Source organism: Prevotella sp. P6B1, from assembly GCF_000702825.1.
Lineage (GTDB): Bacteria > Bacteroidota > Bacteroidia > Bacteroidales > Bacteroidaceae > Prevotella.
Genome location: NZ_JNKF01000012.1, coordinates 360,739 through 375,648, shown reverse-complemented (window position 1 = coordinate 375,648; position 14,910 = coordinate 360,739). Strand labels below are relative to the sequence as shown.

At 46.9% G+C, this 14,910-nt stretch carries 9 protein-coding genes; all 9 read right to left on the bottom strand.

What is annotated here, in order from left to right:
• Positions 1 to 4 precede the first annotated feature (4 nt).
• Positions 5 to 745, bottom strand: a complete 741-nt coding sequence (locus tag T495_RS0108450) for a 6-phosphogluconolactonase (protein WP_033148317.1) — start codon at positions 743 to 745, stop codon at positions 5 to 7.
• 10 nt (positions 746 to 755) lie between these two features.
• On the bottom strand, positions 756 to 1,700 hold the full coding sequence (locus tag T495_RS0108445) for an ROK family protein (protein WP_033148316.1): 945 nt from the start codon (positions 1,698 to 1,700) through the stop codon (positions 756 to 758).
• A 22-nt stretch (positions 1,701 to 1,722) separates the two neighbouring features.
• The gene (locus tag T495_RS0108440) at positions 1,723 to 2,586 is read right to left on the bottom strand and encodes a DNA-binding response regulator (protein ID WP_033148315.1); all 864 of its coding nucleotides are present in this window, start codon (positions 2,584 to 2,586) and stop codon (positions 1,723 to 1,725) included.
• A complete protein-coding gene (locus tag T495_RS0108435) occupies positions 2,583 to 5,549 on the bottom strand; it encodes a ThuA domain-containing protein (RefSeq protein WP_231495074.1) in 2,967 nt (988 codons plus the stop codon). The genes T495_RS0108440 and T495_RS0108435 overlap by 4 nt, the downstream gene beginning before the upstream one ends.
• A 170-nt stretch (positions 5,550 to 5,719) precedes the next feature.
• Positions 5,720 to 6,961: a glycoside hydrolase family 5 protein gene (locus T495_RS0108430; RefSeq protein WP_033148314.1), complete on the bottom strand. Its 1,242-nt coding sequence runs from the start codon at positions 6,959 to 6,961 to the stop codon at positions 5,720 to 5,722.
• A gap of 45 nt (positions 6,962 to 7,006) precedes the next feature.
• A complete protein-coding gene (locus tag T495_RS0108425; protein ID WP_028902065.1) occupies positions 7,007 to 8,365 on the bottom strand; it encodes a family 16 glycosylhydrolase in 1,359 nt (452 codons plus the stop codon).
• An 84-nt stretch (positions 8,366 to 8,449) separates the two neighbouring features.
• Positions 8,450 to 9,850, bottom strand: coding sequence for a hypothetical protein (locus T495_RS0108420; protein WP_155993542.1), 1,401 nt, complete (start codon positions 9,848 to 9,850; stop codon positions 8,450 to 8,452).
• Between the two features lie 32 nt (positions 9,851 to 9,882).
• Positions 9,883 to 11,436, bottom strand: coding sequence for a RagB/SusD family nutrient uptake outer membrane protein (locus tag T495_RS0108415; RefSeq protein WP_028902067.1), 1,554 nt, complete (start codon positions 11,434 to 11,436; stop codon positions 9,883 to 9,885).
• A gap of 37 nt (positions 11,437 to 11,473) precedes the next feature.
• A complete protein-coding gene (locus T495_RS0108410) occupies positions 11,474 to 14,698 on the bottom strand; it encodes a TonB-dependent receptor (RefSeq protein WP_033148312.1) in 3,225 nt (1,074 codons plus the stop codon).
• Between the last annotated feature and the right edge of the window lie 212 nt (positions 14,699 to 14,910).

Sequence of the window (14,910 nt, the reverse complement as noted above, 5' to 3'; positions counted from 1 at the left end):
TTATTCAGTATAATGGTTTTACATATTTTGCGGCAGCATCATCCAAAAGGAACTCACAATTAGGATGAAGCTGCAAAATAGAGGCGGGAACGTCTGTCGTGACAGGACCATATAACATCTGGTGTGCTATCTCTGCCTTGTTGATGCCTTTAGCTACAAGTACAATTCTACGGGCGTGCATAATATCCCTGATACCTAATGTCACTCCACCTAATGTTTTGTTAGTAGGAGTTTGTGTTTCTTGTCTGATGCGTGCCTCAAGTTCCTTATTCATCAGAGTCGTCCATGCAACACTATCGAAAGGCGTACCAGGCTGGTTAAAGCCCAAATGGCCGTTTTCTCCCAGTCCAAGCACCAAAAGGTCGATGCCACCACGTTGCTCCAGTTGACTGACAAAAGTCTGACAATCAGCATCCCAGTCATGACTCTCTGTGGGTAGCATCAGGAAATGAGCATCGTCAATACCCAAACCATCCACTATCTCAGTTTTGAGCATGGTATAACAGGCACCGGCATAGGTGTGTGGCACATTCATCACTTCGTCAAGACCGAAGAAGGTTACTCGACTGACGTCGAACGGTTTTCTGCGATACGCTTCTACGACCAAGCGGTGCATATTGCCAGTTGTCCTGCCTGTTGAAAGTCCGATGACACTTTCAGGCTTTTCAATAATCTGATTAATAATACGCAATGAGGCTGTGTAATCGAATGCAGCCTCATTACCAACAATGCTAAGTTTAAACATATAGTCGGAGTTATTTTGAATTCATGGAAATAGCCGCTGCACCTAACAATCCAACGAACTGCGGATCGAGTTGGGTTAGTACAACGCCGTTCGATACAAAACGCATGGTAACAGGATGTAGATAATGCTCGATATGCTCCAGCATGAAGCCATCGGCTACTACTCCGCCACCCAAGACTACTGTGTCTGGGTCTGTCATCCTGACAAGGTTCATAATCAAGTTGGCCAAAGCTTCTGCCGCATTATCTACCAGAACCTTGCATAATGGATCATCCTGTCCGTAAAGCTCAAAGATATCTTTCACGGCAACCCGCTCACCATTTACTGATGGAATATGGAGCGACGTGTCATATTGCCCCAGAAGCAGACGTGCACAACGGTCGAATCCCATACCAGAGGCAATAGCCTCCACACAGTCGATACGTCCACAGGGACATTTTACGCCCACGGGAACCCCTACTTTTACATGTCCCACTTCGCCTGCATTAAAGTGACTACCACGTATCTGCTGACCATTGATGACCATACCAGCGGCGATACCAGTACCTACATTGATATACAGGAAATTGTCAGATACCTTTCCATATCCCCATATCATCTCTGCCCGTGTGGCACTCTTTACGTCGTTGTCGATGAAGCAGGGAATACCATACGTCTCAGACAACTGCTGTGCTAGTGGCATCGGGTAGGTGCGGTCTGGATCAATCTGCTGCCAGATGCCCTGCTCATAATCTACACGCCCTATTAGTCCTACACCCATGGCCACAGGCTTCTCCTTGTACCATCCTACCTGTTCAATGTAGTCGTCCAAAGAACGTCGGATAATGTCGAAAGCCACATGCTGATTGAAATACCCCGAGTCATAACGCTTGTGGTTGTAAATTACGCCTTGTTTATCAACTTCTCCTATTAAGAGTTTCGTTCCACCCAAGTCTAAGCCCAAATAAGTTTCCATATTTTGCTAATAATTTTATTGATTATTTGATGATTTTACTAGGAGAATATCCAAACTGTTTTTTAAAACAGGTACTAAAATATTTCGGATCATTATATCCCACTTTGATAGCCACTTCTGCTATTGTCCACAATTTTGCCTCTAATAGTCTCTTCGATTCGTTGAGTCGATATATTCTCAAATAGTCGTTTGGACTATGTCCTGTCACTGCCTTAACCTTGTTAAACATAGCTGTCCTGCTCATGCCCATCTCCTTACAGATGTCATTTATCTGCAAATAGCTGTTAGATAGATGTACTCTGATGACTTTGTCCAGTCTTTGCAGGAACTCCAGGTCCTGTAGATTGTTTACAGACTGCGGCTCATCAGCATGCATGTTACCATCATGATGTTCGCTGAGTACTATGTCTATTCTTGCCTTCAGTATGGTGATGTCGTAAGGTTTGGTGATATAGTCTCTGGCACCAGCCTCCAGTCCATACACAATATCGGCGCTGTGGGACAATGATGATAAGAATACCACTGGTATCGTGCATGTACCAGTGTTTGCCCTGATGGCATGGCAAAGTTCGTCGCCGCTCATCTCTTGCATCAGATATTCCGAGATGATCAGGTCAATTTTAATGTCTTCTATCATACTGATGGCTTGCTGGCCATTTTTTATAAAGATCAGGTCATAATCCATCTGTAGGTTGGCCTTCAGGTCTGTCTCCGTTTCCTCATCCATTCCAATTAGTAGAATCTTTTTTTTGGTGTTGGAAGGTATCTCCTTAACAGCCTCTGCCGTCATAGGTACAATGGATAACAACTGCCGGTTCTTAATATGGAATCTGGCAATGGCTATCACAAGCACGACGTTGAGTAATATACTAAACCAAAGTATCATGGGGTCAAAAAGTCTGCAATAAGAGATAACCACTTGCCTGCCGATGTCAGCCATACCTCCTTGTAGCAGGCATTATTTGTCATTGGGAAATAGGGAACGTCGTGATCTCCTATAGAGCGTATTCCAACAGGCATCTCACCCACTAATTCGCCTGATGAGAAACTGTCCTGTCGGGGATAACGATGGCCTTCTCCATAGATGAGCGATTGACAGAAAGGGTTCTTGCCCACTGTCCAATAGAGTTGCTCACGGGCAATATCAAATAGGGCTTTGTCGTTTAGGTATTTCCCGCAGAGAGCTGCTGCCTTGCCTGTAGAGAGTATAATGGCCTCGTTGCCATTAAAGATACTGAACCAGATGGGAAATCTGCGGATGAAATGACTGTCGTCCACTTTGATGCCTTCTTGCAACTGGAAGTTGAAACGTTGTTGAGCATTCTTTGGTGCCCAAAGGTGCAGACGGTCAAAGCCGTCATGGTCTGAATATTCTTCTTTTTGGTAGATACCACTGGGAGCCATTCCATAGGGCTGTGTCACCGTTGCTGTGTGTTTTAGATATTGTCCGTAAAGCGTTATGGCTTTTTTCCATCGGCCAAAGTCGGTATGAGTGGGCTGATCCTCGCAAAGAGCAACAAGAGCCTGTATGGGTAACTGCTCTCGTGACTGATGGATATAGTGTACGATAGCTTTTCTTGTTTTGTCGCGATAGAAGTAACCTGTGTAGTGGCCTGTCTGTTCCTGGCAGTCCAATGTGTATTGGATGTAACGTGCTGCTTTTTCTGCGTATACTGTCTCACCTGTTAGTCTGTATAGCATCGATGCCGACCATGATGCTGCCGCCATCCATGTGGCTTTCGAAGTGTTGTAGTTGTGTTCCATCATGATATTAAAGGTGTCAATGCCTTTACGCTGGAACTGTTCATCTGCATAACGAAAGTCCTCAATGGCCACCTGTTTCAGTTGACTGTCGTTCATGATGATGGCAGCAAATGCTTCATAGGCTGCGTAGAGATAGTTGTCGAACGACAGATGCTGTTTGCGCACGGTGTGGATATCATCTGCCGTACCTGCAATACCGTCAGTCCAATGTAATAGGCCGATGCTACTGGCTCGCCATCCATTGCCAAGCCGTGTGCCGACTATTTGATGGAGCCCATGTTTGGCCTCGCGGAGTAGCAGTGTTGCTAATTGGGGGCTGTTTTGCCTGCATGCTTGGTAGGCTTCCAACAGCGCGTAGGTCACATCGCCTGTCTGTAGTGTCTGCTGCGAGAGGTCACCAGCGTCATGCCACCCTCCGCCATAGCTATGACTTTTCCCCTCATGGTCGCAGAAAACATCGATGTGACATCGGCCATGAATACCAGCAACAGTGTCGCCACAACGTTGACAACGGATAAAGTTTAATACTTTCCACATCGTTCCGTCCAACGCATGCTGGCTGATGGGGAAAGGTTTCGTATGTAAGGTTCCGATAGCCAGACTATAGATACCTTCCTGACAAAAATTACTGAAGTCTATCACAGACAAAGGACAATCGAGTGTCGTATCAGGTTTTATCGTTGTTCCCTCATACACCACCTGATGATTCAGTTCATTGATGAGACGGAATGTGCCGCCTGTTCCATTGACGATGGCTGTCTTGCGTCCTGTTGTCAGATAGCCCGACATGGAATAGGCAATATGCCCAGTAGCCACTTGCCATCCGCTCACCTTCTCTGGAACTTTCACCCGCTCCAGCCGCAGGTTCCGTATTTCATAATGTATGGTATCCTGTTTCGATAGATTCCTGCCTTTGATGTCTGTATATATGCGTATGCCAGTCACTTGATTCCTAGGCAGCTCTTCTATCTGATAGACTACATGTTGCCAATCATTTCCCTTCACATTCACTAGATGTGCGCCTAAATCACTCGGCTGTTTTGTCTCCAAGGCTATATTGACGTTGGCCACACCGGCATTTAGGTCAGAACGGATATCAAAGGAGAGTCTGTTCCATTTCTTCAGATTATGCTCCTTCAAGGCTAATGTTTTGCTGCAGGTTCCATAGACGGCATAGTCCGGGTCATCGGCCGTACCAATTGCTCGCTTGCCCGTATTCGTTGGTACTGCCAACATCATCCTGCCTAGAATCGGCTTCGTTGCCAGTATAGTCTGCGTCTTCAATAATGTTTCTAACGAGGCTTCATCATAACACCTCATTGGTAGGTTCAGTCCCCAGAGAATGGCATTGGTAAACATCCTTACAAAGTCGGGGTTCTTAAAGAGTGAGGCACTATGTCCTATCTGGAAATATACATTGCGTGCCGCCTTCTTTGGATTGGTCCAGATAACGGGATGGTCATTCATCGTGACGTTTGAGACGGGCTGGTAAGTACTCTCATCAACACTTGCTAGTACGTGTACATTTTGTCGTGGACTTTTATCATATGTGTACCATTCGTCTTCTTTGATGATGAATCTCGGATTGACGCCACTCATTATGGGATGACCAGGATCCTCTACCGTTACCTCTCCGTCTGCAGTCTCTGCGATATAGTTTTGGAAGCGTATGCCGCCAAGAAAGTCGCTGAACCACTCCCACATGCTATTGCCATCAAACTCTCCAAGTAATGAGGCGTGATGGAATCCAACCCACGCTACTGTGCCATTATCTATTGCTTGCTCAAACTCTTTGGCAGAGGCCTCACTCCATGTGTAAGGAGGATAGTTCAGTTGTATTATTAGGTCATAGTTCGCAATGTCTCCTGTCTTTAATTTCTTACAGTCTTCGAGTGCCGTTATATCGAAGTTCATGACTTCTGCTTGCTGATGCAGCCAACGCAGCCCAGTTTGAGTGAATGCCTCATGTTGTCCACCCGGTTCTGCCAGTACCAGTACTTTTTGAGTTCGTGCCTCTGTGTTTATAGTACAGCAAAATAACAATAGAGCTGTGGTTATCCATTTGCTCAATAGTTTTTTATTCATCTTCATGATTGTCCTTGGTTTCTATTGTGTGCAAAAGTAAAATGTTCAAATAGATTAGAGGTTTAATATATGACAAAATGGGTGGATAAATTATCATCACTCATTGATTTGTCAAATATTAAACCTCCTTGTTGGCTATCGTGCTCAATACAGACTTGTAGGATTGCAATTTATGGCTGCTTCTGCAGCCCCATGCTTTCGATATACTCTTTTTGTGGGGTGCAGTTGCTGATGTTGCAGTTCTTGGCAAACTGCTTGAGCAACTGTCGGAACCGGGCCTGGTTGGGGCGTGCCTCGCGCCACTCCTGGTAGGTGTTGCGTGATGTTTCTGAGTATTTTACCACGATGCTGTCCCAGCCCTCTGGGCGCTTGATGGCCATCATACACGAGTTATCAACCTTCTTATATGGCCAGAAGGTGTAGCCGATATTATTGTCCTTCAGTACCCTCACAAAGTCGCGTTGCCACTCCATCGTATTGTGACCGAACTCGCCCATATACATGGGGCGGTTGATGGAGTCGCGGAAGTTGATGTAGTGCGTGATGGCCTCCTTGGTGGCAGGACCGCCGTAGCGGTGGCAGGTGTACATCAGTTTGTCGTCGTAGCTGGCATCATCCAGCATCCAGAAGAAGCTGTTCCAATGGGCACCACCTAACAAGATGATATGGTTTTTGTCTACCTGTCGGATAGCCTGTACCGCCTTTTTGTAAAGAGGTTGCAGCAGGGTATAGAGTGAATCGCGATTGGTGAAATAGTGAGCAATGGGCTCGTTCATCAGTTCGTAGCCTAAGATGGTGGTCTCCTTGCTGTACCGGTATGCTATCTGCTGCCATATCTTACAGAACAGTTCTTGGCTCTTTTCACTTTCAAACAACCATGGGTATCCGTGTCCGTCGTCGATGTTGTCGCCCGTCTGTCCACCTGGACAGTCGTGCATATCAAGTATCAGATAAAGGTTGTTGGCTTTGCACCAGTTCACTACAGAGTCGATGCGTTGGTAGCCGTCCTTTTGTCCAGTCTGTCCCATATAGTCTTCATCGGTAAAGAGCTTGTAGTTGAAAGGCAGACGGATGGTGTTTGCCCCTTGCTTGGCAATGAAGTCGATATCGTCCTTGGTCACATAGTTGTCTTTGAATTGTTGCCAGAACTCAGCCGTAAAATCAGGTCCTACGGCTTCTTTCATCATCAGGTCGATCATCCATGGCGAGTTAGTACGTCCGAAACCGAACATATATCCCTCAGGATTCAGCCAGTTGCCGAGATTCGTTCCTTGTATCAGCAGTTTCTCGCCGTTTGGTTTGATCAGGTCATGGCCCTGAATGGTTACAAAACCGTTTGCGTCTTTATCTCCACCTCTCGTGGTACAGGCTGCGCATAACAACACGGCCAGATAAACGATTGCTTTTTTCATAGTGATGCTATAATAATGATGTTTTCTTATTACTGGATGCCTCTCTTATTGTTTTTGGAATACGCGTACATAGTCAACCTTCATGGTAAGGGGCAGAGCGCTTTCGTCAACACCGTTCATGGCGCCCCAAGAGCCACCCCATGCCAGATTTAGAATAATGTGGAAGGGCTTGTCGTATGGGTAATTGCGTATAGTGTGGTCGCTGGCGTACGAGAGCAGGAGGGCACCATCGACATAGGTTTTGATGTAGTCGGCTGTCCACTCGATGGCATAGGTGTGGAACTCAGTCTCGGCAGTGCCGATGTTGCGTGCTTTTGTGATCTGGGTGTTGTTGGCATGGTAGTGTCCCTCAGCGTGCAAGCTCGATGACACCTCGTTGGGCACGCATCCTACTTCCTCCATGATGTCAATCTCGCCGCACTTAGGCCATCCCTCATTTGTCCAATCTACACTGATAGGCATCATCCAGAAGGCAGGCCAAGTGCCTTTGCCTTGAGGAAGCATCATGCGGGCTTCTATATAACCATACTTCCAACCTTGGCCGCCGTTCTTGGCATTGATACGACCAGAATATACTTTGCCATCTTCACCCTTAAAACAATTGATGTTAAGGAATCCGTCAGCTAACTCGGTTGTATGTTTACCACTGATGGTGCTGGTGCCTGGGCGATAGTATTGCAGCTCGTTATTTACCCAACCTGCATTCTGATTCTCCCATTCCCAGTTAGCGCTATTGAGCTGATCCCCCTCGTTAAACTCGTCGTGCCATACTAAAGTGTAGCCTTCAGGCGTGTTGATATCGGCGTCTTCTGCCGAATTCTGTATAACTCTGATTTCCGCTTGTTCGTTGTCATTTTTTACGGTTACTTTGCCTTGACGTGACTGTTTTGATTCGTTTTTGGCAGCGGTAATAGTCAGTTGGTTACCGTTCTTAGTGGTTGTAATCCAATTGTCACTGGCTATAGCCGTCCATTCGGTGGGGCAATCTACATTAACAGTGATGCTTTCACCTCTTGAAGACATGCGGATTTCACTTTTTGAAACCTGTAATGGTGCTTGTTGACTAATGCTGACAGCCTGCCGCGCCGTGCCACTTTTGATGTTTACAACGGCCTGTCGTGCGGTGCCTTTATTGGCAGCTACTGTGATTGTGGCTGTTCCTTTTGTAGAAGCCGACCCCATGGTAGATACTTTTACCCAATCGTTGTTTTCGGTATATGCAGTCCATTCTCCACTGGCTGTTACATTCACTGTAAATGTACCACCGACTGCGGGTGCCTCAATGGATGTTGGTGTACATGAAACCTCTGATGGCTTTACTACTTCAGGCCCATTCTCGCTGCCGCCGCATGAACAAAGGGTTAATACACACGACAAGATGCTCATGGCTATCATATTCTTCATCTTTTTTCTTATTTTTATAAAGGTATAAAGGAGGTTGTATCTAAGTTGTTACAATAGATACAACCTCCAATTTAAAACATCTAATTATTTCTTGAAGATAGTGATGTTACTGATTGTAATCTCTGTGCCTTCCTCAGCACCAGCAAAGTCGAAGACAAACTTGATGTTTGCAGCAGCTTGTTCCTTTTTCAAAGGTACATTCTCATAACGAACCACCCATTCGCCTTTCTTGATTTCTATACGATCGGCAAAGAAGAAGTTGTTGTCATCGTCTGCCTGTGTTAACTTGAATGTGGCACCAGGCAACTTGGCTGATGTGGTGATGTGACAAGAGAAATCAATCTTGTCGGTACCTTCAAATGGTAATTCGATGCCCTTGGTCAGATTCAGTGAGTACTGGGCGTGCCACTGCTCATTGACCGTTGTTGCAGGGATGGTGATGGTGTGCTTGGCGCCCTGGTGAACCGACTTCAGGTCAGCAGGTGTGAAGCCCATGTCGCCCCAACCGGCATCTCCATACCAGCAACCTTCTTCGAAGGCCTGTTCGTCATCAATCTGTTTCCACAGGTTTTTAGGATCGTTGTAGTTGAACTCTGCAGCCAGTTCCTGTGGAGCCTCAATTTCATTCAGCTCATGGTCAACGATTACCAGATTCTCGATAAGAAATTCTGTGTCGGGCTGGCCACCACCAAAGTCGAACACGATCTTGGCGTTGCTGGCATCAATACCATCCAGCTCTGTGGCATAGAAGCACTTGGGCTCGCCAGCCTCGCTGATCTTGAAGTCTTTGTCCATCAGGAGGTTGTCATCGTTGTCCTGCTGACAGATCTTGATCTTGAAGCCACCATGTGTCTTGGTTGAGGTGATGATGCATGAGAAGTCGTACTTCTTGTCTTTCGACAGGGTGATACCCATGTTGTTCAGGGCAAACTGACCCTGCCAGCGGTCTGGACCTACTTCATTCCAGTGGATAGAAATCTCACCATTGTTGTATTTGGGTGAGGGCTGTACATCGTAGGGGGCCCAACCGGAATTTGCAAACCATGTTGAGAAATCACTAAGATTAGCATCTTTCAGGATGTTGTTGTTCTCAGTATCAAATCCACCGAAACCGTTCATCTTGGTCTTCTCGATGGTGAAAGTTTTGGTGATTGCACCATCGCTCATGCCATTCTTGCCCAGTACGCGGCACTCTACCTTATGGTCACCTTTCTTACGCCAGTATTTAGTGAAGCTGAAGGCACCCGAACGAGTTGCGTTTTCAGTGTCGCCATCTACAACCCAATAAGGTGTTACACCCTGGGCACCTGTGAATGTGAAAGTGGCGATATTGGTTGCCTGGTCTACTGTTACGTTGAAGTTGTCAGCGTAGTCGTTGATGGAAGGCAGACTGCCGTTGGCACCATCGAAACTCTCCGGTGAGCACGATGTCATCGTCAGGCCCATCAGCAGAACACCAGCCATGTATTTTGCTATATTTTTCATAATTTCTGTTTTTACTTATTATCAGTTATCTATTACTTATAGTCATTCTGCACGAGTGCTGGATCAGAGTCGAGCTCACCCTGTGCAATGGGGATGTACTTCTTCTTCTCAGTCCAAGAGTTGGTACGATAGTTATACTGGTCTGGAACCAATACGGTGGCAGCCTTGCCAGAGCGAACCAGATCCCAGTAACGCTTACCCTCACCCATGAACTCGAGGTCGCGCTCGTTGAGAATGTCGTCGATAGTGACGCTGGCCAGTGTGCTTATACCTGCACGTGAACGTACCTGGTTGACATACTGTGTAGCAGTAGCAGCATTGCCTCCTGTCTGCAGAATAAGCTCAGCAGCATTGAGCAGTGCCTCGCTGTAGCGATAGTAGCGGTAGTTGTTGTTGAAGTTCAGGTTATTGTCGAACGATGCACCTGCACATGTTCCTGTCACTTTGCTGTACTTCTTCAACCAGAGACCGGTATCCTGATAACGGCGGTGGTACGACTCAGCCTCGTCCTTGCCGTTGAGGGCACGGAAGTCGAGAATGGTTGCATCACGACGAACATCATCGGCAGTAAACTTATCGTAAGCCTCTATGCGTGCAGGGAGGAATCCCCATCCATCGCCACTCATATTATCCCAATCGGGTTCGCCTGTAGCAACAAAGTTGTTAGGTGAAATCAGGGTAGGAAGTACGGTGCCACCTACTGCCAGAGGACTGCTCCAGCCACGTTCATTACCGCCATCCTCGTAGTTGATCTCCCAGATAGATTCCTTGGTCCACTCGCCTTCTACATACCAGATGTTGGCGAAGTTGGGATTGAGCTCATAGTCTGTTGACTTGATAATCTCATCCATGTACTCGAGGGCTTTGCTGTAACGGCTGTTATCCTTCTGGTACATCACCATCTCTGCATACATCATGTAGCAGAATGCCTGTGAGGCACGTCCGGCATTGGCGTTGTCCCAGCGTAGGGGGAGTACCTTTGAGTTGATGACTTCCTCCAGTTCCTGGATTAGTTCAGCATAAACTTCGTCAGCCTTCAGCTGTGGGGCAGTGTATGGAGCGCTCAGGTTTACCAAGTAGAAAGGAATGTTTCCGAAGTAGTGCCACAACATGTTATAGTAGAATACACGCATGGCACGAGCCTGCATCTCATAGCTCTTCTTAGCTGATTCGGTCACACTCTCGTCGGCCCAGTCCAGGTAGTGCAGCAGGTCGTTGCAGCGTTTGATACCAGAGTAGTCAACAGTCCAAAGTGAAGAGAGCGTATTGTTCTCGTTGCCTTCGAAGTTAGAGAGCATATGCCAGTTCTGCATGTCGTTCTTGGTCTCTCCACCAACCCAGAAGTTGTCGCCCATAATCTCAGCGTCAATGTTCAGGGCGTTATACTGTCCCAGTCCCCAGTCAGGCCAGTGAATAGGGTCGTAGGCTGCTATCAGTGCCTCCTGCAGGTGGGCATCTGTCTTATAATAGTCCTCAAGGAAATCACCATTTGGGTTGGTCACCTCCAGAAAGTCATCGCCACAGCTTGAGGTCAGAACGGCACCTGCTGTGAGCAGACTCATGGTTATATATTTGAATGTTTTCATATATTTTCTTGCTTTATTGATTCTACGAATAGTTGTCTTAGAATGCTACGTTTACACCGATGGTATAAGTACGTGCCTGAGGGTAAACACCCTTGTCGATACCTAATGAAGTACCACCAGAAGAGATCTCGGGGTCGAATCCCCAGTACTTGGTGAATGTGAGCAGGTTCTCTGCCATCACGAATACACGGAGACGCTCAATGAATGCCTTACGAGTAAACTTCTGTGGCACGGTGTAACCCAAAGAGATGTTCTTCAGACGCAGGTAGCTGCCATCGCAGATGTAGAGGTCGCTTACCTGCCAGTTGGTGTTGTCACCCGCACGGAGGATAGGGTATTTATTAGAGGTACCCTCACCAGTCCAGCGATTCAGCATATAGGTTGGATAGTTACCTGCAGTTACGTCGGTACGGTAGGTGGCGTCGAATACATCAGCACCAGCAACCCCCTGGAAGAAGGCGTTGAAATCAAAGCCGCGCCATTCTGCATTGAAGTTCAGACCGAAGTTCCAGTCAGGTGTACCTTTACCAATCATGGTTCGGTCGTCTGATGTGATCTGTCCGTCACCATTAACGTCAACAAAGCGGGTGTCACCAGGCTGTGCGTTAGGCATGATCAGCCCTCCATCAGCGTTGGTGTAGGCATTAACCTCTGCCTGATTCTGGAATACACCAGCTGTCTTGTAACCATAGAAATATGGGAAAGGCATGCCATTAGAACCACGCGAGAGTGAACCGCCAGTGAAGCCCTGAACACCATCGTAGTCAATGAATCCTGACTCGTTACCTAAGTTCTTCAGGGTTGTCTTGGTATAGGTGGCGTTAGCTTTTACTGAGAAACGTGCATCAGCAATGTTCCACTTGTAGCCTAATTCGAACTCAACACCCTTGTTCTCCATGTCACCAACGTTGCCAATAGGCTTGCTCTCACCTACGTAACTTGGGATAGGCATTTCGATGAGCATACCGTTGGTCTTTTTGATATAGTAGTCAGCAGTGAAAGTCAGGGCATTGTTGAAGAAACCGAAATCGAGTCCGAGGTCAGTCTGCTCTGACTCCTCCCACTTGATGCTTGGATTAGCTGTTGTAGAAGCCTTTGAACCAATCTGCTTCACTACGGGGTTTCCGAAGTAAACATTGTTACCCATGGCATTAGATACAGTGTAACGGAAGTCACCGATGTTGTCATTACCATTCTTACCCCAGCTGGCGCGGAATTTCAGGTTTGTGAGCCAATTGCGGGTCTGTTCCATAAACTTCTCGTTCATGATGTTCCAACCTACAGATACTGATGGGAATGTACCATACTTGTTGTTGGCGCCGAAGCGGCTTGAACCGTCGCGACGGATAGTTCCTTGGAACATGTACTTCTCGTCGTAGTTGTAGCTGATACGTCCGAAGAGCGAACTGATACGGTGCTCAACATTTGGACCACCCCAGCCGCTGAATTCTGCGTAAGGAGTGCCAATGAGTTTGCCGTTCTCATCAACCTTGTAGATGACGTTAGAGTTGGTATAGCTCATGTAAGGCTTGTCGAGGTTGATAATATTCCAGCGCTCAGCACCTACATAGTCGCCCTTATTCTTCATGGCACTCTGACCCAGTACTACGCCGATAGAGTGCTTGCCGAACTGTTTGTCGTAAGTCAGTGTGTTCTCTACCTGCCAGTTAGTACCTTTGTTCCATTGAGTGCTGGCTGAGGTATGCTCTCCTTTGGCATTACCAGAGTGGTAGTATTTTGACAAGGTGGCAGCATCATATCCCCAGAACGACATGTCGACAGAATAGTTGAAATGATACTTCAGATTATCCCACAGCTGCAGATCGATGGTGAACTTGGGAACGAACTTGTGGCTCCAGTTCTTGGTAGGATTCATGTTTAGCAGTGCCAGTGGGTTGTTCATCTCAGCGTATGAGCCGAACATTCCGGGAACAGTGTAATAGTTTCCGTTTGCGTCGCGCTGCAGCTCGTAGGCTGTTTTGCCTTCCTTCTCTACTTCGTAGTTCTGATGCATCTGGTTAGCGATGTCCTGATTGGTAACAGTAGGAGCGATGGTGGGTGACAGGTATAGGGCAGAACCCAGAATTGAACCCCACTCAGAGTTTTCGCTCACGCCAGTACTCTTGATGCGTGTATAAGCTACGTTGACAGAAATGTCCAATTTGTTGAGGAAGTTACGCTCCTTAGTAGCGTCGAGTACGTTGTAGAAATTGTTTGAACGCAGGCTCAAACGCTCATAGTTAGACTGACCATAATTACCACCTACAATACCTTCCTGATTGTAGTAGCCCAGTGACAGGTAGTAGTTCAACTTTTCTGAGGCACCGCTAATGCTTACTTCGTGGTTCTGTACAGGTGCGTTGTCATTGAATACCAAGTCCTGCCAGTCGGTACCGAAACCATTGATAGGATTGCCGTTGGTGTCGGTCAGGTTATAAGGATCGGCGTAGAGGGGAGCTTGTCCACCGTTTACGCGCAACTCATTCTGCAGAATGGCATAGTCTGTGGCGCTGGTAACATCTCTGCGTTTCCAAGCACTCTGCCATCCCATAGAGAAGTTATAGTTGATGCTGGCCTTGCCAATCTTACCTTTCTTGGTAGTGACAAGTACGACACCGTTGGCAGCACGTGCACCATAGATGGCACCCGAAGCGGCATCCTTCAGTACTTCGATTGACTCGATATCTGATGGGTTCACAAAGTCGATACCACCTTCAATAGGCATGCCATCAACGATATAAAGAGGGTTACTGTTATTAATAGTACCTGTACCGCGGATGCGTACGCGAGGTGAAGCACCAGGCTGACCAGAAGATGATGTTACGTTCACACCAGCGGCCAGACCTTTCAGTGCGTTGTCGATACGCACGGGTGTCTTTCCTTCCAGATCCTCGGCGCTTACCTTGGCGATAGAGGCTGTCACTACGCTCTTCTTCTGAACGCCGTAACCAATCACCACCACGTCCTGCAGTGTCTTAGCGTCTTCCTTCAGCACCACTTTCATGTTGTTGGTGGCTTTTACCTCTTGTTTCAGGTAGCCAATATAAGAAATAATGATAGGTGTCCCCCCCTTCACGTTGATGGTGAACTGACCATTAAAATCGCTAATGGATCCGTTCTTGGGGTTGCCTTTTTCGACGATGGAGGCGCCGATAACGGGTTCGCCCTGATCGTCAACCACAGTACCCAGGATGCCCTGGGCCCAAGATGTCATGGTCACCATAAGTGCCAACAACATCGTCATTAACCTGCTTTGTTTCATACTTTGGTTTTATTAAATGTTAATTATAAGTTAGAATTTACCCACTTAGGTTTTTCCGATGCAAATTTAATGGTTTTTTTGATATGCACATTTGCTTTTAGCAGGAAAAGTGGATGTTTGTAGATTTGAAAATTGGCTAAACGGTTATGTTTCAACCGTTTAGCCAATTTTACATTCTTTAAAAGAGTGGATGAAATATAGAGGTGTATTTC